General features: G+C 59.0%; 23 protein-coding genes and 4 tRNA genes. 10 read left to right on the top strand and 17 right to left on the bottom strand.

What is annotated here, in order from left to right:
* Window positions 1-315 precede the first annotated feature (315 nt).
* The 6 genes from ACYZTK_RS23055 (at window position 316) to ACYZTK_RS23030 (ending at window position 5,627) form a co-directional block, all read left to right on the top strand.
* Window positions 316-1,380, top strand: coding sequence for an ABC transporter substrate-binding protein (locus ACYZTK_RS23055; RefSeq protein ID WP_462011927.1), 1,065 nt, complete (start codon window positions 316-318; stop codon window positions 1,378-1,380).
* A gap of 137 nt (window positions 1,381-1,517) precedes the next feature.
* Window positions 1,518-2,324, top strand: coding sequence for an alkaline phosphatase family protein (locus tag ACYZTK_RS23050; RefSeq protein WP_462011926.1), 807 nt, complete (start codon window positions 1,518-1,520; stop codon window positions 2,322-2,324).
* Window positions 2,325-2,329: 5 nt separating this feature from the next.
* The gene (locus ACYZTK_RS23045) at window positions 2,330-3,166 is read left to right on the top strand and encodes an ABC transporter permease (protein ID WP_462014957.1); all 837 of its coding nucleotides are present in this window, start codon (window positions 2,330-2,332) and stop codon (window positions 3,164-3,166) included.
* Window positions 3,153-3,953, top strand: coding sequence for an ABC transporter permease (locus tag ACYZTK_RS23040; protein ID WP_462011925.1), 801 nt, complete (start codon window positions 3,153-3,155; stop codon window positions 3,951-3,953). The genes ACYZTK_RS23045 and ACYZTK_RS23040 overlap by 14 nt, the downstream gene beginning before the upstream one ends.
* Window positions 3,950-4,939: an ABC transporter ATP-binding protein gene (locus tag ACYZTK_RS23035; RefSeq protein ID WP_462011924.1), complete on the top strand. Its 990-nt coding sequence runs from the start codon at window positions 3,950-3,952 to the stop codon at window positions 4,937-4,939. The genes ACYZTK_RS23040 and ACYZTK_RS23035 overlap by 4 nt, the downstream gene beginning before the upstream one ends.
* Before the next feature lie 34 nt (window positions 4,940-4,973).
* The gene (locus ACYZTK_RS23030) at window positions 4,974-5,627 is read left to right on the top strand and encodes an HAD family hydrolase (protein ID WP_462011923.1); all 654 of its coding nucleotides are present in this window, start codon (window positions 4,974-4,976) and stop codon (window positions 5,625-5,627) included.
* Between the two features lie 171 nt (window positions 5,628-5,798).
* Here the strand turns inward: ACYZTK_RS23030 and ACYZTK_RS23025 are convergent, their stop codons facing one another.
* Window positions 5,799-6,761: a zinc-binding dehydrogenase gene (locus tag ACYZTK_RS23025; protein ID WP_462011922.1), complete on the bottom strand. Its 963-nt coding sequence runs from the start codon at window positions 6,759-6,761 to the stop codon at window positions 5,799-5,801.
* A gap of 139 nt (window positions 6,762-6,900) precedes the next feature.
* Between ACYZTK_RS23025 and ACYZTK_RS23020 the strand changes: the two genes are divergently transcribed.
* Together ACYZTK_RS23020 and ACYZTK_RS23015 are read left to right on the top strand one after the other, a co-directional pair.
* Window positions 6,901-8,982, top strand: a complete 2,082-nt coding sequence (locus tag ACYZTK_RS23020; protein WP_462011921.1) for a carboxy terminal-processing peptidase — start codon at window positions 6,901-6,903, stop codon at window positions 8,980-8,982.
* 129 nt (window positions 8,983-9,111) lie between these two features.
* Complete coding sequence (locus ACYZTK_RS23015) at window positions 9,112-10,902, top strand: bifunctional diguanylate cyclase/phosphodiesterase (protein ID WP_462011920.1); 1,791 nt, start codon at window positions 9,112-9,114, stop codon at window positions 10,900-10,902.
* A gap of 120 nt (window positions 10,903-11,022) precedes the next feature.
* Here the strand turns inward: ACYZTK_RS23015 and ACYZTK_RS23010 are convergent, their stop codons facing one another.
* From ACYZTK_RS23010 to ACYZTK_RS22970, 9 genes are all read right to left on the bottom strand, one after another.
* Entirely contained in the window at window positions 11,023-11,442 is a 420-nt protein-coding gene (locus ACYZTK_RS23010) for an SEL1-like repeat protein (RefSeq protein WP_462011919.1), read from the bottom strand.
* Window positions 11,443-11,814, bottom strand: a complete 372-nt coding sequence (locus ACYZTK_RS23005) for a hypothetical protein (protein ID WP_003223109.1) — start codon at window positions 11,812-11,814, stop codon at window positions 11,443-11,445.
* Window positions 11,811-12,152 carry a helix-turn-helix domain-containing protein gene (locus ACYZTK_RS23000; protein ID WP_462011918.1) on the bottom strand — a complete coding sequence of 114 codons (342 nt, stop codon included), beginning with the start codon at window positions 12,150-12,152 and terminating at the stop codon, window positions 11,811-11,813. Before ACYZTK_RS23000 ends, ACYZTK_RS23005 begins: the two co-directional genes overlap by 4 nt.
* A gap of 127 nt (window positions 12,153-12,279) precedes the next feature.
* Window positions 12,280-12,735: a YkvA family protein gene (locus ACYZTK_RS22995; protein ID WP_462011917.1), complete on the bottom strand. Its 456-nt coding sequence runs from the start codon at window positions 12,733-12,735 to the stop codon at window positions 12,280-12,282.
* A 321-nt stretch (window positions 12,736-13,056) separates the two neighbouring features.
* A complete protein-coding gene (locus ACYZTK_RS22990) occupies window positions 13,057-13,773 on the bottom strand; it encodes an FKBP-type peptidyl-prolyl cis-trans isomerase (protein WP_462011916.1) in 717 nt (238 codons plus the stop codon).
* A gap of 358 nt (window positions 13,774-14,131) precedes the next feature.
* A tRNA-Asp gene (locus tag ACYZTK_RS22985) sits at window positions 14,132-14,208 on the bottom strand.
* Window positions 14,209-14,227: 19 nt separating this feature from the next.
* Window positions 14,228-14,303 (bottom strand) — tRNA-Val (locus ACYZTK_RS22980).
* A gap of 198 nt (window positions 14,304-14,501) precedes the next feature.
* Window positions 14,502-14,578 (bottom strand) — tRNA-Asp (locus ACYZTK_RS22975).
* Window positions 14,579-14,597: 19 nt separating this feature from the next.
* Window positions 14,598-14,673 (bottom strand) — tRNA-Val (locus ACYZTK_RS22970).
* A gap of 161 nt (window positions 14,674-14,834) precedes the next feature.
* Between ACYZTK_RS22970 and rdgC the strand changes: the two genes are divergently transcribed.
* Both rdgC and sugE read left to right on the top strand, forming a co-directional pair.
* A complete protein-coding gene (gene rdgC / locus ACYZTK_RS22965) occupies window positions 14,835-15,755 on the top strand; it encodes a recombination-associated protein RdgC (protein WP_266017818.1) in 921 nt (306 codons plus the stop codon).
* 157 nt (window positions 15,756-15,912) lie between these two features.
* Window positions 15,913-16,227, top strand: coding sequence for a quaternary ammonium compound efflux SMR transporter SugE (gene sugE, locus ACYZTK_RS22960; RefSeq protein ID WP_462011915.1), 315 nt, complete (start codon window positions 15,913-15,915; stop codon window positions 16,225-16,227).
* Window positions 16,228-16,311: 84 nt separating this feature from the next.
* Here the strand turns inward: sugE and ACYZTK_RS22955 are convergent, their stop codons facing one another.
* From ACYZTK_RS22955 to ACYZTK_RS22925, 7 genes are all read right to left on the bottom strand, one after another.
* Window positions 16,312-17,073 (bottom strand): TenA family transcriptional regulator, encoded by a 762-nt coding sequence (locus ACYZTK_RS22955; protein ID WP_462014956.1) that lies wholly within the window; start codon window positions 17,071-17,073, stop codon window positions 16,312-16,314.
* A gap of 78 nt (window positions 17,074-17,151) precedes the next feature.
* Window positions 17,152-19,611, bottom strand: coding sequence for an EAL domain-containing protein (locus ACYZTK_RS22950; RefSeq protein ID WP_462011914.1), 2,460 nt, complete (start codon window positions 19,609-19,611; stop codon window positions 17,152-17,154).
* A 105-nt stretch (window positions 19,612-19,716) separates the two neighbouring features.
* A complete protein-coding gene (locus tag ACYZTK_RS22945; protein ID WP_462011913.1) occupies window positions 19,717-21,534 on the bottom strand; it encodes an ABC transporter ATP-binding protein in 1,818 nt (605 codons plus the stop codon).
* Window positions 21,527-22,129: a DsbA family protein gene (locus ACYZTK_RS22940; protein ID WP_462014955.1), complete on the bottom strand. Its 603-nt coding sequence runs from the start codon at window positions 22,127-22,129 to the stop codon at window positions 21,527-21,529. Before ACYZTK_RS22940 ends, ACYZTK_RS22945 begins: the two co-directional genes overlap by 8 nt.
* Window positions 22,130-22,169: 40 nt before the next feature.
* Entirely contained in the window at window positions 22,170-23,111 is a 942-nt protein-coding gene (trhO, locus tag ACYZTK_RS22935) for an oxygen-dependent tRNA uridine(34) hydroxylase TrhO (RefSeq protein ID WP_462011912.1), read from the bottom strand.
* 203 nt (window positions 23,112-23,314) lie between these two features.
* The gene (locus ACYZTK_RS22930; protein WP_462011911.1) at window positions 23,315-23,614 is read right to left on the bottom strand and encodes a BolA family protein; all 300 of its coding nucleotides are present in this window, start codon (window positions 23,612-23,614) and stop codon (window positions 23,315-23,317) included.
* A gap of 12 nt (window positions 23,615-23,626) precedes the next feature.
* The gene (locus tag ACYZTK_RS22925) at window positions 23,627-24,148 is read right to left on the bottom strand and encodes a DUF2059 domain-containing protein (protein ID WP_266017826.1); all 522 of its coding nucleotides are present in this window, start codon (window positions 24,146-24,148) and stop codon (window positions 23,627-23,629) included.
* Window positions 24,149-24,217 lie beyond the last annotated feature (69 nt).

Genomic DNA, 24,217 nt, shown 5'->3' with positions numbered 1-24,217 from the left:
CAGCGCTGTTTCGGGGCCAGACCCATATTCAAATTGGCTCCCTCCAGCCTAGGCACTGCATGTGACTGGCGGATGACAAAGGCGCCGAACGGCGATGATCAGTGCCCGCAAGATCGCGGCCATCTCCTTGTAGATCAGCCATTTAGCCATGGTCTACGCTTACTTCGCACCCTGAGGCTTCCCGCGCAGGGAATACCGGCGCGCCATGGCTGGACATCAAAATGTCATCCAGGCCGCCTAGATTGGCTCAGGTATTGCTGACCTAGACCAACTCAATCGCAATCGCAGCGTTGAAAACGCCCAAAGGAGCTTCGGATGAAACAGCTTTTCCTGGCATCACTGTTAGGCTCGACCATTGCCATGTGCACCGCCGCCATGGCGGCTGATGATTTGAAAACTCTTGAAGCCGCAGCGAAAGCGGAAGGATCGGTCAACAGTGTCGGCATGCCCGACAACTGGGCCAACTGGAAAGGCACCTGGGACGACCTGGCCAAGAACTACGGTTTGAAGCACATCGACACCGACATGAGCTCGGCCCAGGAGATCGCCAAATTCGCCGCAGAAAAAGACAACGCCTCTGCTGACATTGGTGACGTGGGCGCGGCGTTCGGCCCGATCGCGGTCAAGCAAGGGGTCGTTCAGCCTTACAAGCCAAGTACCTGGGAGCAGATTCCGAGCTGGGCCAAGGACAGTGACGGCAACTGGGCGCTGGCCTACACCGGCACCATCGCGTTCGTGATCAACAACAAGCTGCTGCACGGTTCCGATGCACCGACCAAGTGGGCAGACCTTAAAGACGGCAAGTACAAAGTTTCCATCGGTGACGTGAGCAGCTCGGCCCAGGCGGCGAACGGTGTGCTTTCCGCCGCACTGGCCAATGGCGGCGACGAGAAAAATCTGCAGCCTGCCCTGCTGATGTTCGCCGACATCGCCAAGCAGGGTCGCCTGTCGATGACTGACCCGGTGATTGCCACCATGGAAAAAGGTGAAATCGAGGTCGGTGTGGTCTGGGATTTCAACGGCCTGAGCTACAAGGCCAAGATGGTCAATCCCGACGATTACACCGTGGTGATCCCATCTGACGGAGCGGTGATTTCCGGCTACACCACGATCATCAACAAATACGCAAAAAACCCGAACGCCGCCAAGCTGGCCCGCGAGTACATCTTCAGCGATGCCGGTCAGATCAACCTGGCGCGCGGCAACGCCCGCCCGATCCGCGCCGAACACGTGACGTTGCCGGACGACGTCAAGGACAAGCTGCTGCCGAATGAGCAGTACAAGAACGTGACGCCGATCAAGGACGCGGATGCGTGGGAGAAGACCTCCAAGTCGCTGCCGCAGAAGTGGCAGGAAGAAGTGATTATCAACATGCAGTAATGCTGCATCCGTAGGAGCTGCCGAAGGCTGCGATCTTTTGATCTTGATCCAAAAGATCAAAAGATCAAAAGATCAAAAGATCGCAGCCTGCGGCAGCTCCTACACCGTTCAGCAATGATCTTGGAGTCATCGCCCCTATGAAGCACAACGTCATCCTTGTCGTGCTCGACGGCCTCAACCATGAGGTCGCACGCCACGCCATGGGGCATTTGCAGGCGTATGTCGGCGCAGGACGCGCGGCGCTCTACAAGCTGGAATGCGAATTGCCGGCCCTGTCCCGTCCGCTTTACGAATGCATCCTGACCGGTGTCACGCCGATCGACAGCGGCATCGTGCATAACAATGTCTCGCGCCTGTCCAGCCAACGCAGCATCTACCACTATGCGCGCGCCGCCGGGCTCACGACTGCAGCGGCGGCCTATCACTGGGTCAGCGAGCTGTACAACCGGTCACCCTTCGTGGCCGCCCGGGATCGTCACACCGATGACCCCGATTTACCGATCCAGCACGCGCACTTCTACTGGAACGACCACTACCCCGATTCGCACCTGTTCGCCGACGCCGAACACCTGCGCCTGCAGCACTCGCCGAACTTCCTGCTAGTGCATCCGATGAACATCGACGACGCCGGGCACAAGCACGGCCTCGACAGCGCGCAATACCGCAACAGTGCCCGCTCCGTCGACATCATCCTCGCCGATTACCTGCAAGGCTGGCTCGATGCCGGCTATCAGGTGATGGTGACCGCCGACCACGGCATGAACAATGATCGATCCCACAACGGCCTGCTCGCCGAAGAACGCGAAGTGCCGCTGTTCGTGCTCGGTGACGCCTTCAGTTTCAACGCCGATGCCGCGCCGAAACAAATCGAGATCTGCGGTACGGTCTGTGAATTGTTGGGTGTGGCCCACGACAAACCAGTGTGCCGGGAGCTGCTCAAGTGAACACCATGACTCGCGGCAAATGGTTGGCGGCGCTATGCGTGGTACCCTTCGCGCTGTTCTTCATCGTCTTTCAGCTCGCACCGCTCAGCTGGGTAATGATCAACAGCCTGGAGTCACAGGAGTTCGGTTGGGGCCTGGCCAACTTCACCAAGATCTTCAGTTCGAAGTTCTACCTGCAGGCGATCCAGTACAGCCTCGAGATCAGTTTCTGGTCCAGCGTATTCGGGATCATCATTGCCGTGCTCGGCGCCTATTCCCTGCGCCGGGTCGACTCGCGACTGCGCAATTTCGTCAACGCGTTTGCCAACATGACCAGCAACTTTGCCGGCGTGGCCCTGGCCTTCGCGTTCATCATCCTGCTCGGCTTCAACGGCAGCTTCACTATCTTGCTCAAGCAGGCCGGGATCATCCAGGACTTCAACCTGTACTCGAAAACCGGGCTGATCATCCTCTACACCTACTTCCAGATTCCGCTTGGGGTGCTGTTGCTGTACCCGGCGTTCGACGCATTGCGCGAAGACTGGCGCGAATCGGCGGCGTTACTCGGCGCCAGCGGCTGGCAGTTCTGGCGCCACATCGGCCTGCCGGTGCTGACGCCTGCACTGCTGGGTACCTTCGTGATCCTGCTGGCCAACGCGCTGGGGGCCTACGCCACGGTTTACGCCCTGACCAATGGTAATTTCAACGCGCTGCCGATCCGTATCGCGGCGATGGTTTCCGGCGACATTTCCTTGGACCCGAACCTCGCCAGTGCCCTTGCCGTGGTGCTCGTGGCGTTGATGACCCTGGTGACCATCGTGCATCAGCTGCTGTTGAAGAGGAGTTACCATGTCTCGCGCTGAACCGGGTGCCGTGGGCATCTACCATCGGGTCGTGGTGTACCTGCTGTTCGCGATTCTGGTGCTGCCCCTGGCCGGCACCCTGATCTATTCGCTCGCCACCAGCTGGTCAGCGACGATCCTGCCCAGCGGCTTTACCTTGAAATGGTATGCGCAGCTATGGGGCGACCCGCGTTTTCTCCACGCTTTCGGCCAGTCATTGCTGGTGTGTGTCGGCGCGCTGATCCTGTCGGTGGTGCTGATTCTGCCGCTGCTGTTCGTGGTGCATTACCACTTCCCGAAACTCGATGCGCTGATGAACATCCTGATCCTGCTGCCCTTTGCGGTGCCGCCAGTGGTGTCGTCGGTGGGGCTGCTGCAGCTGTATGGCTCCGGCCCGTTCGCGATGGTCGGCACGCCGTGGATCCTGATCGGTTGCTACTTCACCGTGGCTCTGCCGTTCATGTATCGGGCGATCACCAACAACCTGCAAGCGATCAACCTGCGCGACCTGATGGACGCCGCCCAACTGCTCGGCGCCAGCACCTGGCAGGCGGCATTTCTGGTGGTGTTGCCGAACTTGCGCAAGGGCCTGATGGTGGCGCTGCTGCTGTCGTTCTCATTCCTGTTCGGAGAGTTCGTGTTCGCCAACATCCTCGTCGGCACCCGCTACGAAACCCTGCAGGTGTACCTCAACAACATGCGTAACAGCAGCGGCCACTTCACCAGTGCGCTGGTGATTTCCTACTTCTTTTTTGTGCTGGTTCTGACCTGGGTGGCCACTATCTTGAACAAGGACAAAAGCGAATGAGCTACGTCAGCGTCCAACACCTACAGAAGAATTACGCCGGCACTACAGTGTTCAGCGACATCAACTGCGAAATCCGCAAAGGCGAGTTTGTCACCCTGCTCGGCCCATCCGGGTGCGGCAAGTCCACCCTGTTGCGTTGCATCGCCGGGCTGACCCCGGTGGATGGTGGGCAAATTCTGCTGGACGGGGTCGACCTGGTCCCCATGAGTCCGCAGAAACGCGGGATCGGCATGGTGTTCCAGAGCTACGCGCTATTTCCCAATATGACCGTGGAGCAGAACGTGGCATTCGGGCTGCGCATGCAGAAAGTCAACGCCGACGACAGCCACAAGCGGGTCGCCGAAGTGCTGAGGCTGGTGGAGCTCAACGACTTCGCCGCGCGTTATCCCCACCAACTGTCAGGCGGCCAATGCCAGCGAGTCGCCCTTGCCCGCTCCCTGGTCACGCGCCCACGCCTGCTGTTGCTGGATGAGCCGTTGTCGGCCCTCGATGCGCGAATTCGCAAGCACTTGCGCGAACAGATCCGTCAGATCCAGCGCGATCTCGGCCTGACCACGATCTTTGTCACACACGATCAGGAAGAAGCACTGACCCTGTCTGACCGAATTTTCCTGATGAATCAGGGAAAGATCGTACAAAGCGGCGATGCCGAAACCCTGTACACCGCGCCCGTCGATGCATTTGCTGCTGGCTTTATCGGCAACTACAACCTGCTGGATGCCGACAGTGCTTCGAAGCTGCTGCAAAGGCCGGTCACCGGGCGCATCGCCATTCGTCCCGAGGCCATTGAACTGAGCCTCAATGGCGAGCTGGACGCGCAGGTGCGCAGCCACAGCCTGCTGGGCAATGTCATTCGCTACCGGGTTGAAGCCCGTGGCGTGGAATTGATAGTGGATGTGCTTAATCGCTCCGCAGCCGATCTGCATCCCGATGGTCAACGCCTGGCGCTTTCCATCGATCCTGCGGCCCTGTGTGAGGTAGCCTGATGCCCTTGCTGACGTTGAAGAGAGAACCGTACTGATGGCCCTGGCAATTTTTGATCTGGACGAAACCCTGATCCACGGCGACTGCGCCACCCTCTGGAGCGAACAGATGGGCCGGCTGGGCTGGGTCGATCCCGAGTCGTTCATGCGGCAGAACAACGAACTGATGGACGCCTATAGCCACGGCAAGCTGCGGATGGAGGACTACATGACCTTCAGCCTGGAACCAATGATCGGCCGCACCCCGGAAGAGGTCGAGCATCTGGTGGGGCCGTGGGTGGAAGACTATATCGAACCCCTCATCTTCAGCGACGCGACCAAAACCATCGCTGCTCACCGCAAGGCAGGCGACCGGATCCTGGTGATCTCCGCCTCGGGCACGCACCTGGTGCGGCCGATTGCCGAGCGCCTGGGTATCGACGAAATTCTCGGGATCGAACTGGAAGTGGCACACGGCGTGTACAGCGGCCACACCACCGGCACCCTGACTTACCGCGAAGGCAAGATCACCCGATTGCTGGAATGGCTGGATGCAGAAGAAGAGAACCTGGAAGGCGCGAGTTTTTATTCGGACTCACGTAACGATTTACCGCTGTTGTTGAAGGTAGATTTCCCACACGTGGTAAATCCGGATCCGGTGTTGCTTGAGCACGCAGAAAAGGCCGGCTGGCCGGTCCATCTCTGGAAATAATGCCAACACGTGTGGGAGCAAGGCTGTGGGAGCACGGCTTACCCGCGATGGAGGCACCGCGATTTATAGCTGGACCGCGTCATCGTTCATCGCGGGCAAGCCTTGCTCCCACAGCCTTGCTCCCACAGTCTTGCTCCCGCAGTGCAGCCTTTCCCACAGGGTTTTGGGTTGTTAGTTAAGGGTTTCGTCTATTAACAGCACCAACTTCCCGGCCACGGTGTTTGACGCCAGCTCGGCAAACGCCGCTTCGGCATCCTTGATCGCAAAAGTCTTCGCCAACTGCGGACTCAACCGGCCCTCGGCAAACAACGGCCAGACGTGCTGGTTCAAATCGCTGAACAAGTCAGCCTTGAACTGGTCATCCCTGGCGCGCAAGGTCGAACCCAGCAACTGCACGCGCTTGGCCAGTACCTGGGCCAGGTCCAGCTTCGCCTCGCGGCCGCCCATCAGGCCAATCAGCACCCAGCGCCCATCCGGGGCGAGCAGCTTGAGATTCAGCGCCGCGTAGTTGCCCCCCACTGGGTCGAGGATCACATCGAACGGCCCCAGGTCGTTCAAGCTGTCCAGCTCATCGCCGCGGATCACCCCACCCTGGGCCCCCAGTGCTTCACAATAGGCCAGGCGCTCGGAAGACCCGACGCTGACCCAGCACGGGTTACCAAATGCCTTGCACAGCTGAATGGCGGCTGAACCAATTCCACTTGCTCCGGCGTGCAGCAGAACTTTCTCACCGGGTTTGAGCGCTGCCAGCTGAAACAAATTAAGCCAGACAGTTGCGTAAACCTCCGGGAGCGCTGCCGCTTCGGCCAGCGACATTCCTTCGGGAACCGGCAACACATGCCGCCCGTCGACAACCACCTCTTCAGCCATCCCGCCCCCGGCCAGCAGGGCGCAAACCCGATCTCCCACCTGCCAGGACGACCCCGGACCGACCTCGCTGATCACCCCGGAACACTCCAGCCCAAGCACCTGGCTGGCGCCGGGTGGCGGCGGATAAAGCCCCGCTTTCTGCAATAAATCCGCTCGATTGAGTCCCGCAGCCGACACCCGGATGCGAACTTGTCCTACATCACAGGTAGGACTCGGCTCTTCCACCCATACCACTTGACCTTCCACGCCTTGCAATGCTTTCACAGTGCCTCCATAGTGAGTCTGGACTGAGCCCGTAGCTGTAGCATCGGGCTTTCTTGCATTATGCGACCGGCCCTTGTGGAACCGGCGACTTCAAAGACGGCCTAATATGCGTGATCAAATGTCCCCGCGTCGAATCAGCATGAAGCATTTTTTCCCCAGCACCGCCCTAGCTCTAGTCATTGGTATCGGCCTGTTGCCGATGTCGACCAATTCGTTTGCAGCCAATAGCTGGGACAAGCTTCAGCCTGATCGTGACGAAGTGATCGCCAGCCTGAACGTCGTCGAGTTGCTCAAGCGCCATCACTACAGCAAGCCGCCGCTCGATGACGCGCGCTCGAAGATCATTTACGACAGCTACCTCAAGCTGCTGGATCCGTCGCGCAGCTATTTCCTGGCCAGCGACATTGCCGAATTCGACAAGTGGAAGACCCAGTTCGACGACTTCCTCAAAAGCGGCGACCTCAACGCCGGGTTCACCATCTACAAGCGCTACCTGGACCGCGTCAAGGCGCGTCTGGACTTTGCCCTTGCAGAGCTGAACAAGGGCGTCGACAAGATCGACTTCAACACCAAAGAAACCTTGCTGATCGATCGCAAGGAAGCACCTTGGCTCAAGTCCACCGCCGAGCTCGACGACCTGTGGCGCAAACGCGTCAAGGACGAAGTGCTGCGCCAGAAGATCGCAGGCAAGGACTCCAAGCAGATTCAGGAAACCCTGACCAAGCGCTACAAGAATCAGTTGGCGCGCCTGGATCAGACTCGCGCGGAAGACATCTTCCAGGCGTACATCAACACCTTCGCCATGTCCTACGATCCGCACACCAATTATCTGTCGCCGGATAACGCGGAGAACTTCGACATCAACATGAGCCTGTCCCTCGAGGGCATTGGCGCCGTGTTGCAGAGCGACAACGATCAAGTGAAAGTGGTGCGCCTGGTGCCTGCCGGCCCGGCCGACAAAACCAAGCTGGTGGCTCCTGCCGACAAGATCATCGGCGTTGCCCAGGGCAACAAAGAGATGGTCGACGTGGTCGGCTGGCGCCTGGACGAAGTGGTCAAGCTGATCCGTGGCCCGAAAGGCACCGTGGTGCGCCTTGAAGTAATTCCGGCCAGCAATGCGCCGAACGACCAGACCAGCAAGATCGTGCCGATTACCCGCGAAGCGGTGAAGCTTGAAGACCAGGCGGTGAAGAAGTCGGTCCTCAACCTCAAGCAGGATGGCAAGGACTACAAGCTGGGCGTCATCGAGATTCCGGCGTTCTACCTGGACTTCAAGGCCTTCCGTGCTGGCGATCCGGACTACAAAAGCACCACCCGCGACGTCAAGAAACTGCTGACCGAGTTGCAGAAAGAGAAAGTCGACGGCGTCGTCATCGACTTGCGCAACAACGGCGGCGGCTCCTTGCAGGAAGCTACCGAGCTGACCAGCCTGTTCATCGACAAAGGTCCGACCGTACTGGTACGCAATGCCGACGGCCGCGTCGACGTACTGGAAGACGAGAACCCGGGCGCGTTCTACAAGGGCCCGATGGCGTTGCTGGTCAACCGCCTGTCGGCCTCGGCTTCGGAAATTTTTGCCGGTGCCATGCAGGATTACCACCGAGCATTGATCATTGGCGGCCAGACCTTCGGCAAAGGCACTGTGCAGACGATTCAGCCGCTGAACCATGGTGAACTGAAACTGACGCTGGCGAAGTTCTACCGGGTATCCGGCCAGAGCACCCAGCACCAGGGCGTCCTGCCGGACATCGATTACCCGTCAATCATCGACACCAAGGAAATCGGCGAGAGCGCGCTGCCGGAAGCCATGCCGTGGGACACCATCAAGGCCGCCATCAAGCCGGCAGCCGACCCGTTCAAGCCGTACCTGGCGCAGCTCAAATCCGAGCATGACCTGCGTACCGGCAAAGACGCGGAGTTTGTGTTCATTCGCGACAAGCTGGCCCTGGCGCAGAAGCTGATGGAAGAAAAAACCGTCAGCCTCAACGAAGCCGAGCGTCGTGCGCAACACGCCGATATTGAAAACAAACAGCTGGTGATGGAAAACATCCGCCGCAAGGCCAAGGGCGAAGAACCGCTCAAAGAGCTGAAGAAGGAAGACGAGGACGCCATCGCGGCTGAGCCGGACAAAACCAAGCCGGAAGACGACGCTTATCTGAGCGAGACCGGTCGTATCCTGCTGGACTACCTCAAGCTCAACACAGCGGTGGCCAAGCACTAAGATGAGGGCGATTTAACGGCAACGCTCTGCGGAGCGTCATCAAATAGTCATCATTCTGTCGTGAAATACGGGACCGGACCGGCGCTGACCAAGCGCTCGTCCGGTCCTTTTTTTTCGCCAGAGATTGCCATGACCACAACCGAACAGCTGGGCGCCCTGAGTTCAATACTGACTCAAGGCGGATTGCACAGCCTGTTCCAGCCGATTGTCTGCCTCTCCGAAAAACGCGTGATCGGTTATGAAGCCCTCAGTCGCGGCCCGTCCAACAGCCCGCTGCATTCCCCCCTCGCATTGTTCGCTGTTGCACGTCAGGCAGGGCGCCTGAGCGAGCTGGAAATCGCCTGTCGCGAAAATGCCTGCCGACGTTTCAAAGGCCAGCAGTTGCCCGGCAAGCTGTTTCTCAACGTCTCGCCGGAATCGCTGCTCGAAGCGGCACATCAACCGGGACGCACGCTCCAGGTGCTGCAGGATTTCGGCATTCCGCCGAGCCAGGTGGTGATCGAGCTGACCGAACAGACCCCGACCGATGACTTCGAGTTGCTACAGGCCGCGTTGCATCACTATCGGGCCATGGGCTTTTCCATTGCCCTGGATGACCTGGGTGCCGGCTACTCCAGCTTGCGGCTGTGGTCCGAATTGCGCCCCGACTATGTGAAGATCGATCGGCACTTCATTGACGGCATTCACCAGGACGCAGTCAAACGCGAATTCGTTGGCTCGATCCTGCAAATCGCCAAGGCCTCCCGCGCGCAGGTGATCGCCGAAGGCATCGAGCTGGCGGAAGAACTCGCGGTGCTGACCGAAATGGGCGTTGATCTGGTCCAGGGTTATCTGCTGTGCCGCCCCCAGGAGCAGCCGCCACGGGATGCCCGCAACATGCTGCCCAAGCACGACAGCAACGCCGTGGCGCTGAACGACGAAGGCTGCGATCTGAGCGCTTTGCTCAACGAACAATTGGCGGTGGCGCGTAGTACGCCGACCGCCACGGTGCTGGAAGCTTTCCGCCGCCAGGCCAACCTGAACTCGCTGGCGGTGCTGGACGATCAGAGCCAGCCCTGCGGCATCGTCCACCGGCATTCGCTCTCGGACGCCCTGCTCAAGCCCTTTGCGACCGACCTGTTCGCCCGCAAGCCGATCAGCCGGCTGATGAGCGATGATTTTCTGGCGGTGGAGATGACTCAATCGCTGCAGCAGGTCAGCCGGCTGATCACCAGCCGTGCCCGCCAACGTATTGAGGAAGACTTCATCATTACCCTGAACGGCGAGTATCTGGGGCTGGGGCGGGTGATCGACGTTCTCAAGCTGATTACAGAACTGAAGATCCAGCAAGCCCGCTACGCCAACCCGTTGACCTTGCTACCCGGCAACGTGCCGATCCAGCAGTGCCTCACTCGTCTGCTGCAGCAGCAACGCGAGTCGGTGATCTGTTACGTCGACATCGACAGCTTTAAACCCTTCAACGATATTTATGGCTATGGCCGTGGCGATGAAGTGCTGCTGTGCCTGGCGCAGTGTCTGAATGATCGAGTCGATCCGTCCCGGGACTTTGTCGGACATATCGGCGGGGATGACTTTTTGCTGGTGCTTGGCCCTGAAGACTGGCGCAAACGCTTGAACCAGTTGCTGGATGATTTCCAGAGCCAGTGCCGGCGTTTTTACCGTAGCGAGCATCTTGAAGCCGGCTGCTTTATCGCCCCGAACCGCCAGGGTGTGAGGCAGGAGTTTGCGCTGCTGACATTGTCCATCGGGGTGGTGCATTTGCATCCAGAGGCTTGTGGGCAGCTTGATGCTAGCCAATTGGCGGAGATGGCTTCCCTGGCCAAGCATCATGCGAAGGATGTGCCGGGGTATAGCGTGTATTTGATTGATAGCCTGGCGGTGCCCGGGCTGGAGGATGGATTACTGATGGAGCGGCGGTGAATGGGAGAGCGCTATCGCGAGCGGGCTCACTCCTACAGGTTTAGGTGTCGTTCACATTATTCGATCCAGGCGCAACCCTGTAGGAGTGAGCCTGCTCGCGATGGCGTCGGTACTGTCACCTTAGATTGAGGAAGGCGCATCGGAACCGCGAGACGCCAACTCCTGCAGCTTGATCTCAGCCAGCGGATGCCCTGCCTTCGCCGCAATCCCCCAGAACCTCGCAGCCTCTACCGGATCCGGTACTTTGCTCGTCGTGCCTGCCAAACTGATCACGCCAACCTGATACGCCGCCTTGCCGTCCCCCGCCAACGCCGCCAGGCGCAACAACCGCACGCCTTCCTCCCGAGCCCCAAGCCCAACCCCACGAAAGGTCAGAATGTGCCCGTAGAAGCCTTGCGCGCCGACATCACCCAGGTTGGCCATGCGCGCAAACTGGCCCTCCAGCCAACTCCACCCGCGGGGCTGGCGCACAAACCAGGACCAATGGAACAGCCGACGAGCCAGCCAGTAACCGGCCCGCGCCTTGAGCTTGAGAAACACTCAGGCTTCTGCCGATTCGGGGTATTCGTATTCGAACACCCGCACCACTTCCGAAGCGTGCCAGGAAGCTGCGGCTACGCCATCCGATGGTCCGGAGAAACGCCCAAGGCGCTCAACGCATTCGAAAAAACCGGTGCGTGGCAAGCGACTGGCACCCTGGCTTATCACCAGCGAACTGCGCAATGGCTGTTCCGCCTTGGCATCCAGCGCGGCCAGGTGCTCAAGGGCGGCGGTCAAAGTTTGCATGGCAGGGGTCGGCAATTGCAGTCGCTCCAGCAAGGCCCGGTACGTCAGCAGGTGACGCTGTCGTCGGGCCTGGTCCAGTTCACCCAGCAGACCGTCCCAATGTTGACGACTGATGCGAACGCTCACGATTCATCCCTCCACCCTGGCACCGTCAATTCCCAGGCCAGGCTGCGGCGAATCGCAGCGTCGGGTTGACGCTCGCCACTTTCAATCAGGGCCAGATAAGACGGACTGATGCCTACCGTGCGGGCAAGCGCCTCGATGGCGATGCCCTTTGCTTCGCGCAAAATGCGTAGTTGATCCAGGCCGGGAAGAATCTGGTCTGGCGCTGCCACGAGCGGTTGTGGTGCAGCCCGCGGCGCTGGTTGATCGATGCCTGCTGCCTTCAGTAGAGCCTGATACTGAGCCCATGGCAAAACCGCATACTCGGGCTCGCCTTCGCGTGTGATTATCTGAATATCCATGACTTCCCCGTAGGACAACGACACTTTGCGAGTCGGCACTTTTCCCTTGAAGTGTAATCCTAACAGCGCCCAAGGTCGCCGACCACGGTCACGAGGTGCATGATTATCCGGGAGATCCTCAATCAGCTCAGGGTTTTTTCGGTTTTTGCAGGCGAAGTTGCGCCGGTGTATCGGGCAGACGCTCGACTACTGCGAGCTTTTCCGGCACCTGGCGCTTGCGCCAGGCACGAAACGCAGACAGTTCGTCATCCAGGACTTTCATCAGCCATGCCAGTACGGCGATGTCATCGAGCATGCCGAATACCGGAATGAAATCCGGAATCGCATCTACCGGACTGAGGAAATACATCAACCCGGCAACCACGGAAACCAGCGCTTTGGGGCTGATGGCACGGTACTCACCGCGCCAATAGGCCAGGCACAGTGCCTGTAGCAGACGCAGGTCATCCTTGAGCTTGCCCAGGCGGTTACCTTGGCTCGCACCCTTGCTGGCAACAGCGAACAGCAAGGTGGGCAAGCGGCCACGGGCCAGCAGGCGGCCGGCCAATGGCAGGAAACGAGCAAAGTTCCAAGGTGCTTTCATATTTCCTCCCGCTGAAATGTTATCCACACAAATTGTGGATAACCTTGTGAACAGAGCTGCATTTTGCCGCTGAAGGCCCCGTTTCATAAGGGCCTAGCTCAGATCGGGCGTTTTTTACTCACATAAAAAAACCCAACATTTCATTGACTTGGCGCCCCAGCGCGGCTAGCGCGGGCGTCTTCAATGGCTATGACTGCAGCCTGCCCTATCGGTTCGTTTTGTTTGCTGCTTGCCGCTTTCCGTTTACCGTTTTTTGTTTGCCAGACTGCGAATGCAACAACGCCCCGCATGTGCGAGGCGTTGTTTCATAGCAGACGCAAATTACTTCGCTGCGTCGTCCTGTTTTGCCGGATCCTTGATCGCCAGCAGTTCCAGGTCGAATACCAGCACCGAGTTGGCCGGGATTGCCGGGCTTGGGCTTTGCGCGCCGTAAGCCAGTTCGCTAGGAATGTAGAGCTTGTACTTCTCGCCTACGTGCATCAGTTGCAGACCTTCGACCCAACCCGGGATCACACCGCTAACTGGAAGATCGATCGGGCTGCCACGCTCAACGGAGCTGTCGAACACGGTGCCGTTGGTCAGGGTGCCGCTGTAGTGAACAGTCACTACGTCGGTAGGCTTGGGCTGGGCGCCGTCGGCTTTCTTGACCACTTCATACTGCAGGCCCGAAGCAGTGGTGGTGACACCGGCTTTCTTGGCGTTGTCTTCGAGGAATTTCTTGCCAGCGGAGGCTGACTCTTCGCTCATCTTGGCCATACGCTCTTCAGCACGCTTCTGCAGCGCAGCGAAGGCTTCGACCAGCTCTTCATCCTTGAGCTTCTGTTCTTTCTTGCCAACGGCATCTTCGATGCCCTGGGCAACGGCCTTGGAGTCCAGATCATCCATGCCTTCCTGAGCCAGGCTCTTGCCCATGTTCAGGCCGATCCCGTAGGAAGCTTTTTGCGCCGGGGTTTTCAGCTCTACGCTGGTCTGCGAATCACAACCCGCAAGTACCAGGCTTACCAGGGCCACCGCCGCCGCCAACCGATGCTGTTTCATGCTATTTCCTTGTTCATGCGCCTAAAGGGCAATCGAATAAAGCCGCGAGCTTATCAGGCGGCCACGACCAATGGCTACCGGCATGAGAGCAGGAAACATCTGATAAGTTCAGGTGTTTTAACGCATTTCGGGATTCTGCAGGTGAAGCTTCTGTCATCTTCTTCCTGCACGGGCGATGTTGCTCGCGATGGTCGTCAACGAAGACGCTGCACTGACGGACACTGTGGTGCATTCAGGTTTTTCGCGAGCAGGCTCGCTCCCACAGAAGAAAGAGGCCAAATCGCAGACGAAAAAAAGCCCGCGTATAGCGGGCTGTTTCCGTGGTGACCTGGCGTTCAGCGTTCCAGATTACCGAATATGGCGCAGCGGACGGGACTCGAACCCGCGACCCCCGGCGTGACAGGCCGGTATTCTAACCGACTGAACTACCGCTGCGCAAAACGCTTGAAACGAATGGTGGGTGATGACGGGATCGAACCGCCGACATTCTGCTTGTAAGGCAGACGCTCTCCCAGCTGAGCTAATCACCCTTCGCTTCGTTACGGGACGCATTATGCCACATATTCTCGTAATGTGTTGATTTAATTGAATATTTTTTCAAATAAATCCGAAAATCGGTGAAACGACACGTCCTGCAGGAACAACATACAAACTTGAGGCAGAAAAAAACCCGCCTAAGCGGGCTTTTCCGTGGTGACCTGGCGTTCAGCGTTCCAGGTTACCGAATATGGCGCAGCGGACGGGACTCGAACCCGCGACCCCCGGCGTGACAGGCCGGTATTCTAACCGACTGAACTACCGCTGCGCGTAACACTGAATGCGAATGGTGGGTGATGACGGGATCGAACCGCCGACATTCTGCTTGTAAGGCAGACGCTCTCCCAGCTGAGCTAATCACCCTTCACGTTCGGTGTGGCGCGCATTCTACGGAGCACCCCCATCTCTGGCAAGCACTTTTTAAAATAATTTTGCGAGCTCTTCCAAAGGCTTAGAGAAGGGTTGGCCTATGGCACCGCGAAGATAATAATGCCCCCCTTTGCATATAAGGAGAGACTCACCCCATGTGGTTCAAAAACCTGCTTATCTATCGCCTGACCCAAGATCTGCCTTTTGATGCCGAGGCGCTGGAAACTGCACTGGCCACCAAACAGGCGCGTCCATGTGCAAGCCAGGAGTTGACCACCTACGGCTTCGTCGCACCATTCGGCAAGGGCGAAGATGCCCCGCTAGTGCATGTCAGCGGTGACTTCCTGCTGATTTCGGCCCGCAAGGAAGAGCGCATTCTGCCCGGCAGCGTCGTGCGTGACGCGGTCAAGGAGAAGGTCGAGGAGATCGAAGCCGAGCAGATGCGCAAGGTCTACAAGAAGGAACGCGACCAGATCAAGGATGAGATCATCCAGGCGTTCCTGCCCCGTGCATTCATCCGTCGCTCGTCGACCTTCGCCGCCATCGCGCCGAAACAGGGGCTGATCCTGGTCAACTCCGCCAGCCCGAAACGTGCCGAAGACCTGCTTTCCACCCTGCGTGAAGTGATCGGCACGCTGCCGGTGCGCCCGCTGACCGTGAAAATGTCGCCAACCGCCACCATGACCGAATGGGTCACCACCCAGAAAGCCGCGGACGACTTCTTCGTGCTGGACGAGTGCGAGCTGCGTGACACTCATGAAGATGGCGGGATCGTGCGCTGCAAGCGCCAGGATCTGACCAGCGAAGAAATCCAGCTGCACCTGAGCACCGGCAAGGTGGTCACCCAGCTGTCGCTGGCGTGGCAGGACAAACTGTCATTCGTCCTCGACGACAAGATGGTGGTCAAGCGCCTGAAGTTCGAAGACCTGCTGCAGGATCAGGCGGAACAGGACGGCGGCGAGGAAGCCCTCGGCCAGCTGGACGCCAGCTTCACCCTGATGATGCTGACCTTCGGCGACTTCCTGCCGGCGTTGGTGGAAGCGTTGGGTGGGGAAGAGCTGCCGCAAGGGATCTAATGAGCTGCGAAGCAGTGGCCCGACAGGCCACTGACTGAGCCGAAAACTTGATCCCCGGGTTAATTATGGGCACTATAATGCGCATCGCGAGGACGACCTTGCGGCTCGATCGAGTCATTAGCCTGGGGACGACCCCGTCAATCGATGGAGGTCTCTCATGTCCTGGATCATTCTGTTGTTCGCCGGTCTTTTCGAAGTCGGCTGGGCCGTCGGCCTGAAGTACACCGATGGCTTCACTCGTCCACTCCCCACTGCGCTGACCATTACCGCCATGGCTATCAGCCTTGGCCTGCTGGGCCTGGCCATGAAGGAATTGCCGCTGGGCACGGCCTACGCCATCTGGACCGGCGTTGGCGCCGTCGGCACCGTGATCGCCGGGATCATTCTGTTCGGCGAATCCATGGCGCTATTCAGGCTCGCCAGCGTTGCCCTGATCATCGCCGGCCTGGTCGGGTTGAAAATCAGCGCCTGAGCAACGACTGAACAATGAAAAAGCCCGCCCCGCTGTCATTTCAGACTGCGGCGCGGGCCTTTTTTTGTGGCATGGTTCAACCGATCAACTTTCCGCCAGCGCCATACGCTCGCGAGTGACCGGTGCCCGCTCAGCCTGCTCCAGCTGCATGCACCGCTCCAGGAACAGGTACATGTAGTCATAGCTCTTGCAAACGGCCTGGCGCAACTCTTCCTGCAGCGCCTGGCTCGGGTTGTTGCCGGCCAGGGTACAGATGATTTCCAGCGCCTCCCACGGATGGGCATCATCGTACTGGGCATGCATCTTTAGCCACTTCATGGCGCGCTTGCGCTCTTCCTCGGGAAAAGATGCCGCATACACGCCATTGGAACAGACCACGGCTGACCACTCCCCTGTTGCGCCCTCGATCGCGTAGTTGGTCGCGGCAATGGCCACGATCAGCGAATCGGATGAACTGGTATGCCAGCACCAATGGCTCAGCGCATGCAGTTCCGGAGCAACGTTTTGTGCCTGCAGGTCTTCCAGAGTGACACCATGTGCCCGGCTCCAATGCACCCAGTAGTCGGCGTGATTGAGTTCCACGCGAATATTGCGCATCAACCAGCGCCGCGCCATGTCTTCGCCAGGGTGGCGAGCGAAACGGGTCTTGGTCAGGTTCTGCGCCATATACAACGCAAACTGCTCAACGACCGGCCAGCCACCAATAAGGTATTGGCGCATGGTCTTCGCACTTAGCTTGTTGTCGCGCAGCCGTTGATAGAGTTCATGTTCAACTACCCGGCGTTTGCTCTCGCTGCAATCCTGGATCAGGCGTTGGGCCCAGGATGGATAACTTGCAGCTTCCATGAGGGGTCCGGTGCGGATGAATGTGTCGATCACTGTCGAGCTCCTTTTGATTGTGATTGTTAGGATCGGCCAGAGGTTTCAGCGGAAGGTACCCGGAGCCTTGAACAACAAAGGCTGAGTCCGCGCCGGACGACTTTGCAAACTTTCGCAGGTAAACAGATGCGGGCGTTCAATCACATACCCTTGAGCATAATCGACCCCAATCTCCAGCAGCGCCTGCTCGATCTGGGCTGTTTCGACAAACTCGGCAATCGTGCGCTTACCCATTACATGACCGATGTGATTAATCACTTCGACCATGGCGAGGTTAATCGGGTCGTCCAGCATATCCTTTACGAAACTCCCGTCGATCTTCAGGAAGTCTACAGGTAAATGTTTCAAGTAAGCGAATGAAGACATTCCGGCACAAAAATCATCAAGTGAAAAATGACAACCTAAGCCTTTGAGTTCATTAATAAATCTAATCGCACTACCGAGATTTGATATCGCACTGGTTTCGGTAATTTCAAAACAAATCATTTCAGGTGGTATGGAGTAAACAATGAACTGTTGACGCAGGAAGTCTAGAAATGCGTCATCTCCTATAGTAGTGCCTGACAGATTAATCGCACACATGGCCAAAGGACCTTTGTGCTTTTCAACTATGCACTGCGAAATGATCTTGAAAACGTTTTCAACTACCCAGCGATCCAGGGAAGTCATCAACCCATACCGTTCGGCTGCCGGAATGAAACTGTCCGGCAGAATCATCCGCCCCGCTTCATCATGCAAACGCAACAGAATTTCAATATGTCCGCCGTCCTGTTCGGCATGGCCAAGCGGTGCGATCTGTTGGGCATACAGGCAGAACCGGTTGTCTTCCAGTGCCATGTGCAGGCGTTGCACCCAGGCCATCTCGCCAAAGCGCAGGGACAGTTCCGAATCATCGGCATGGTAGACCTGAACCCGGTTGCGCCCCTTCTCCTTGGCCATGTAGCAGGCCATATCCGCAGCGCGCAATGAGGCTTCAAGCGTGGTCGGCTGCTGGGTGACGTGCACCATGCCAACACTCACGGTGGTCACAAACGGCCGGCCTTTCCATACGAAGTGCAGGTTCTGGACGGTCTGGCGCAGGCTATCGGCGATCTTCTCGGCAGAATCAGGCGCGCAGTTCTCCAGCAGGATTCCGAATTCGTCGCCGCCGAGCCTCGCCAGGGTATCGCCCTCACGCAAACCCGACTGCAACAGGGCACAGATGTGCCGCAACAACTCATCGCCCGCCGCATGGCCACAGGTATCGTTGACCAGCTTGAACTGGTCCAGGTCGAGAAACATCAACGAATGGCGGCCGGCCTGGCGGGTGAGGTTATGCAGGGCCTGCTCCAGGCGGAACTCGAACTCGCGGCGGTTGGCGAGGCCGGTCAGCGCGTCGTGCGTCGCTTGCCACGACAGATTGGCAATGTACTGCCGCTCCTGGGTCATGTCGTGCAGTACCAGCACGGTGCCACTGACCTTGCCTGCATTACGGATCGGAGCGCCGACCAAGGTGACCGACACGGTGCTGCCATCCAGGCGCTGGATCAGCTTGGAGTGCTCGCTACCGCCGCGCAGCTGACCGCTGAGGATGTGCTCGATCAGGGTGAAACCCTCTGCCTGAGCATTTTCGTCCAGCAAGTTGAAAAGTGCCGACAGTGGCAGTCCCGCTGCCTGCTCGGCTTTCCAGTGGGTCAATGCCTCGGCAGCCGGGTTCATGTAGGCGATGGCGCCATCGACGTCGGTGGTGATGACCGCATCGCCGATCGATTGCAGAGTGATCTGCGCCCGATCCTTTTCCAGTTGCAGGGCGTCGGCAAACGCATGGCGCTGCTTGAGCAGTTTATGCGTACGCATCAGCGCCAGGGCAATCAGGCCCAGCGCGGTTGCCAGATTGGTGACCAGCAGCAGGCGCAAGAGCATCCGCGAGCCCTCGCCCAAGGCGTCACTGAACGCCTTGGCTGCGGGGGTCACGCCGTCATTGATGGCAAAAATGCGGTCTTTCCAGCGGGTGACGTTGGCACTGGAAACCTGTCCGTCGCTGATGCGCTGGTGCATTTCACTGGCGACGTCATCGAGCTGGACCAGGTAGGAGTCGCCCACCATCCACAGCTCAATGGCTTTTTCCAGGTAACTGAAATGGCGAAAATTGAGGTATAGCCAGATTAGACTGGCAACGTCGTCGGGGTGATTTCCACCTTTGAGAATGGCCACCCGCGCGGCCTCGAGATCAGGTGGCTGCTGATCCAGGGCCACGCGCAGCTCATGGCCACCATGGGGCACGGCGATCGCATTCTGGTATTTGAGGAAAATCGCCTCGTCGCGGTTCTCTGCGTAGAGGTTGAGGTAATAGATGGCGTCTTTCTGGCCCTTGGACCACAGGCTTTCACCGGCCACGTAGCCGCGCACGGCCGACAACACGTAAAGACTGACGCCGCCCAGCAGCGCCTGAAACAACACAACGGCGATAAAAGGCCAGACGATGCCCAACAACCGTGGAGTTCCGAGAGTCCGCGTTTGATTCATGAGGTCCCTTGTATTAGCACTGCCAGATCATCATCCCGAGGTGATCGCTACAGCTAGACTAGGGGGCGTTCCCGCTCCCGGCAAGTTAGACCCTTGCCGGTAGCGCTAGTGCTGCTGCAAATGTCCGTACAGCTTGGCGTACAAACCACCGTCGGCGATCAACTGCTGATGGTCGCCATCCTCGGCGATCTGCCCGCCGTCGAACACCAGCACCCGGTCAGCCTGTTTAACCGCAGACAGCCGGTGGGCGATAATCAGTGTGGTGCGATGGCTCAGGAAGCGCGTCAACGCCTGATGCAGGTTGTATTCAGTAGCGGCATCCAGTGCCGAAGTAGCCTCGTCGAGGATGACCACCTTGGGCTCGGCCAGCACCATGCGGGCGATCGCCAGGCGCTGGCGCTGGCCGCCGGACAGACGCACGCCGGAACGCCCGACGATGCTGTCCAGTCCATTGGGCAATTCGCGCACCGTGTGGTCCAGCTGGGCAATTTCCAACGCTTGCCAGCAGGCCTCGTCGCTGCGTTCGCGGCCCATGGTCAGGTTGGCACGTACGGTGTCGTTGAACAGCGCGGGATGCTGCAGCACCACGGCGACATTTTCGCGCACGGTTTCCAGGCCGATTTCTTCCTGGGTCGAGCCGCCGAAACGGATGGTGCCGGCCAGCGGTGTATACAGGCCGAGCAGCAGCTGCACCAGGGTGCTTTTGCCGCCACCACTGGCCCCGACGATCGCGACCTTTTCACCCGGGGCGATCGACAGGTTCATCTGGTTCAGCACCAGGTCGTCGCCGTAACTGAAGCTCAGGCCCTGGACCTCGATGCCCACGGTGTCGCGCCCCTGGAACGGGTCGACCCCGCCCTGGTACTGCGGTTCATCGGCCCGGGCCAGCAGTTCATTGATCCGCGACAAGGCGCCGCCGGCTGCATAAAAGGCGTATTGCAGATTCAACAACTGTTCCACCGGACCGATCATGAACCACAGGTAGCTGAACACTGCGAGCATCTGGCCGATGGACAGGTCGGAGAACAGCACCGTGAGCATCGCGGCGGCGCGGAAGATATCGATACCAAACTGGAACAGCAGGCCACTGGCGCGGTTGGACGCATCGGTCTTCCACTGGGAGGTGATCGCGTAATCGCGCACTTCCCGGGCACGCTGTCCGAGGCGACCGAGGAAAAAGCCCTGGCGGTTGCCGGCACGCACTTCCTGGATGGAGTCGAGGGTTTCGGTGAGCGCCTGGGTGAAACGTGAGGTGCTGTCGTTCTCCAGCTTCTTCAGGTGCTTGACCCGCTTGCCCAGCAACACCGTGGCGTAGATTACCAAGGGGTTGAACAGCATGATCAGCAGCGCCAGCTTCCAGTGCATCCACACCAGGATGCTCGCGGTGCCGACCAGGGTCAGCATGGCCACGAGGAAGCGACTCAGCGTCTCGCCGACGAATTTGTCGAGGGTGTCGAGATCGGTCACCAGGTGCGTGGTGACCGTACCGCTGCCCAGGCTTTCGTACTCGCCCAGGGAGATACGCTTGAGCCGTTCGATCAGGCGCAGGCGAATGCGGTAGACGATGTCCTTGGCCAGCGCGGCGAACAACCGCGCCTGCACCACGTTGAACAACAGTGCCGCACAGCGCAGGCTGAGGGTGACCAGCAGCATCAGGCCGATGTAGCCCGCCGCTTTCTGCCAATGTTCGGGCAACGCCTGGTTCATGATCTTCAGCGCCGAATCACCGTGGCCCAGCAGCACTTCGTCGACCAGCAGTGGCAACAGCAAGGGAATCGGCACGCTGCACAGAGTCGCCAGGACGGCAACGCCGTTGGCGATCCACAGGGCTTTTTTATGTTGCAGTGCCAGGCGACGGATTTCCGCCCAGCTCAGTCGGTCGACACGCTTGGGAGCGGGCGCGTCGTCAGGCAGGTCATGCACAGGCGGCGCGCTCCAGCCAGCGGCCGAGCAACGGCGACAGCTCACTGAGCGGTTGGTAGCCATTGGTCAGCAGTGCCAGTTGCCCATCTCGCTCGGCCAGCAAGGTGGGGAAGCCGGCGATGCCGAGGTCTTGCACCCAGGTGAAATCTGCCGCAGTTGCGGCGTGCTGGTCGGCACGGTCAAATGCCGCCGCAAATTCAATGCGTGGCACCCCGGCCTGCTCCGCCAGCTCGACCAAAACACTGGCCTGGGTGACGTCGCGACCTTCGGCGTAAAACGCATGCTGAATCAAGCCGAGCAATTTCCACGCGCAATCTGCCGCCAGGCTGCGCGCCGTTACCAGCGCCCGACACGCCGGTTCAGTGTCGTAGACAAAGCCGTCGGGCAATGCACCCTCACGCTTGAACGGCTGGCCGGTGGCTTCAGTCACCGCTTGCCAGTGCTCGAGAATGTAGCGCCGGGTGGTGGGTTCCAGGGCGGCGCCGCTGCCAGTGCGCAAGCCGCCCACCACCAGATGCACTTCCACCCCCGCTGCGCGTGCCTGCTCGACCAGCGCTTCGGCCACCGGAGCAAAGCCCCAGCACCAGGAACACATTGGGTCCATTACATAGAGCAGGCGGCGCGCAGACATGGGATCAAGCCTCGGAAGGAGTTTGCTTGTAGTTGTAGCCGATCGGGTGAGGCATGTTGCGCGCCTTCGCCAGTTCGATCTGCTTCTGCCGGTCGATGGCGCTACGGCGAGTCTTCTCGCTCAGCTTATCCCAGCAATGTGGGCAACTGATGCCCGGCACGTAATGCTCGGATGCACGGTCTTCCACGCTCACCGGGGTGCGGCAGGCATGGCATTGATCGTAGTCGCCTTCGCTCAGGTCGTGGCGCACGGTGACCCGGTTGTCGAAGACAAAACAGTCGCCCTGCCATTTGGTTTCTTCCTGCGGCACCTCTTCGAGGTACTTCAGGATGCCGCCCTTGAGGTGGTAAACCTCGTCGAAGCCTTGGCTAAGCATGTAGCTCGAAGCCTTTTCACAGCGAATGCCGCCGGTGCAGAACATCGCGACCTTCTTGTGCACGGCCGGGTCGAAGTGTTCCTTGATGTAGTCGGGAAATTCACGAAAGCTGGTGGTCTTCGGATCGATGGCGCCTTCGAAAGTGCCGATGGCCACTTCGTAGTCGTTGCGGGTATCAATCAGCAGCACTTCAGGATCGCTGATCAGGGCGTTCCAGTTTTCTGGATCGACGTAGGTACCGACCTTCTTGTTCGGGTCCACGCCTTCAACGCCGAGGGTGACGATCTCTTTCTTGAGCTTGACCTTGGTGCGGTAGAACGGCTGCTCGTCGCAGTACGATTCCTTGTGATCGATATCGTCCATGCGCGGGTCGTTCTTGAGCCACGCCATCAGCCCGTCGATGCCTTCGCGGCTGCCGGACACAGTGCCGTTGATGCCTTCTTCGGCGATCAGCAGCGTGCCTTTGATGCCGTTGTCGACCATCGCCTGCAGCAGTGGCTCGCGCAGGGCGACGTAATCTTCCAGGGTGACGAACTTGTACAGTGCCGCCACAACAATCTGTTGTGTCATCGGGTGATTCTCCAGGTGGCTACCCTCGTAAGGGGTGAACCGGATTCAAAAAAAACGCGCCGGGTTAGCGGCGCGTTGCGGATTCTAGCAAAAAAATTGTGGTTTCTGTAGGAGCAAGGGTTGCCCGCGATGGCGATCTCGAGGGCGCTATCGCGAGCAAGCCTTGCTCCCACAGCTGGCAATCACCCACAAAGGTAGTGACTTCAGTTTTTGCTACCGCCAGCACAGGTCGGCGAGGCCGGGGCCGCGTCCATCTGTGCCCATTCTTCAGGCGTGTAGGTATGCAGCGCCAACGCATGAAACTCGCCCATCAGCTCGCCAAGCGTGCCGTAGACCTTCTGGTGACGCTTGACGCGATTAAGCCCTTCAAACTGCCGGCTGACGATCACTGCCTTGAAGTGAGTCTGCAACCCACGACTGTGCATGTGGCTCTCATCCAGCACTTGCAGGTGCTCGGGCTGCAGCAGGCCCAACGTCGACTCAATGCGTTGTTGCATGGTCATACCCGACTCCGCTTAAGGCTTTTTCTTGGCCGGAGCAGCGCCTTTAGGCTCGAGCTCCGCGGTCATGTCAGCCAGCAGCTTGTTGACTACAGGTACCGCGCTTTCCAGCTTGGCCTGAGTCATCTGCGCCGATTGCTGGGTCAGCTGCGGCATTTTTTCCAGGACTTTCTTGCCCAGTGGCGACTGGTAGAACGCTACCAGGTCCTTGAGCTCGGATTCGCTGAAGTTGGTGGTGTAGAGCTTGACCATGTCCGGCTTCAGCTTGTTCCAGCCAATGGCTTGGTCCAGAGCAGCGTTGGCCTTGGCCTGGTAGGTTTCCAGCAGGGCTTTTTTCGACTCGGGCGCTTTGGTCTGTTGAAAGCGCTGAGCGAACATCTGCTGCACTTGCATGTACACCGGAGTGCCCAATTTGTCAGCGTGCGCCAGGGTCAGGAAAGCCTCGGCACTGGCGTTGTGGCTGGCGGTATCGGCAAAAACAGGGCCGCTGGCGCAAACCAGTGCAACCGCGGTACAGATGGCACGAAGACGAGTCATCGAGTTTCCTTTTCTAGCAGGCGAGGTAAAACCCCAAGGGCGTCCATTCTGCGCCTAAAAAAGTGTGTC

The organism is Pseudomonas sp. LB3P31, from assembly GCF_054897945.1.
The sequence above is the reverse complement of the archived record's forward strand: the minus strand, read 5'-3'. Positions and strand labels throughout refer to the sequence as shown.

What these genes read in the sequence shown, in the direction of transcription:
- ACYZTK_RS23055 (WP_462011927.1), top strand. Translation starts at nt 316, where the DNA reads ATGAAACAGCTTTTCCTGGCATCACTGTTAGGCTCGACCATTGCCATG.
- ACYZTK_RS23050 (WP_462011926.1), top strand. Translation starts at nt 1,518, where the DNA reads ATGAAGCACAACGTCATCCTTGTCGTGCTCGACGGCCTCAACCATGAG.
- ACYZTK_RS23045 (WP_462014957.1), top strand. Translation starts at nt 2,330, where the DNA reads ATGACTCGCGGCAAATGGTTGGCGGCGCTATGCGTGGTACCCTTCGCG.
- ACYZTK_RS23040 (WP_462011925.1), top strand. Translation starts at nt 3,153, where the DNA reads ATGTCTCGCGCTGAACCGGGTGCCGTGGGCATCTACCATCGGGTCGTG.
- ACYZTK_RS23035 (WP_462011924.1), top strand. Translation starts at nt 3,950, where the DNA reads ATGAGCTACGTCAGCGTCCAACACCTACAGAAGAATTACGCCGGCACT.
- ACYZTK_RS23030 (WP_462011923.1), top strand. Translation starts at nt 4,974, where the DNA reads ATGGCCCTGGCAATTTTTGATCTGGACGAAACCCTGATCCACGGCGAC.
- ACYZTK_RS23020 (WP_462011921.1), top strand. Translation starts at nt 6,901, where the DNA reads ATGAAGCATTTTTTCCCCAGCACCGCCCTAGCTCTAGTCATTGGTATC.
- ACYZTK_RS23015 (WP_462011920.1), top strand. Translation starts at nt 9,112, where the DNA reads ATGACCACAACCGAACAGCTGGGCGCCCTGAGTTCAATACTGACTCAA.
- ACYZTK_RS23000 (WP_462011918.1), bottom strand. Translation starts at nt 12,152, where the DNA reads ATGGATATTCAGATAATCACACGCGAAGGCGAGCCCGAGTATGCGGTT.
- ACYZTK_RS22995 (WP_462011917.1), bottom strand. Translation starts at nt 12,735, where the DNA reads ATGAAAGCACCTTGGAACTTTGCTCGTTTCCTGCCATTGGCCGGCCGC.
- ACYZTK_RS22990 (WP_462011916.1), bottom strand. Translation starts at nt 13,773, where the DNA reads ATGAAACAGCATCGGTTGGCGGCGGCGGTGGCCCTGGTAAGCCTGGTA.
- rdgC (WP_266017818.1), top strand. Translation starts at nt 14,835, where the DNA reads ATGTGGTTCAAAAACCTGCTTATCTATCGCCTGACCCAAGATCTGCCT.
- sugE (WP_462011915.1), top strand. Translation starts at nt 15,913, where the DNA reads ATGTCCTGGATCATTCTGTTGTTCGCCGGTCTTTTCGAAGTCGGCTGG.
- ACYZTK_RS22955 (WP_462014956.1), bottom strand. Translation starts at nt 17,073, where the DNA reads ATGGAAGCTGCAAGTTATCCATCCTGGGCCCAACGCCTGATCCAGGAT.
- ACYZTK_RS22950 (WP_462011914.1), bottom strand. Translation starts at nt 19,611, where the DNA reads ATGAATCAAACGCGGACTCTCGGAACTCCACGGTTGTTGGGCATCGTC.
- ACYZTK_RS22940 (WP_462014955.1), bottom strand. Translation starts at nt 22,129, where the DNA reads ATGTGTTCCTGGTGCTGGGGCTTTGCTCCGGTGGCCGAAGCGCTGGTC.
- trhO (WP_462011912.1), bottom strand. Translation starts at nt 23,111, where the DNA reads ATGACACAACAGATTGTTGTGGCGGCACTGTACAAGTTCGTCACCCTG.
- ACYZTK_RS22930 (WP_462011911.1), bottom strand. Translation starts at nt 23,614, where the DNA reads ATGACCATGCAACAACGCATTGAGTCGACGTTGGGCCTGCTGCAGCCC.
- ACYZTK_RS22925 (WP_266017826.1), bottom strand. Translation starts at nt 24,148, where the DNA reads ATGACTCGTCTTCGTGCCATCTGTACCGCGGTTGCACTGGTTTGCGCC.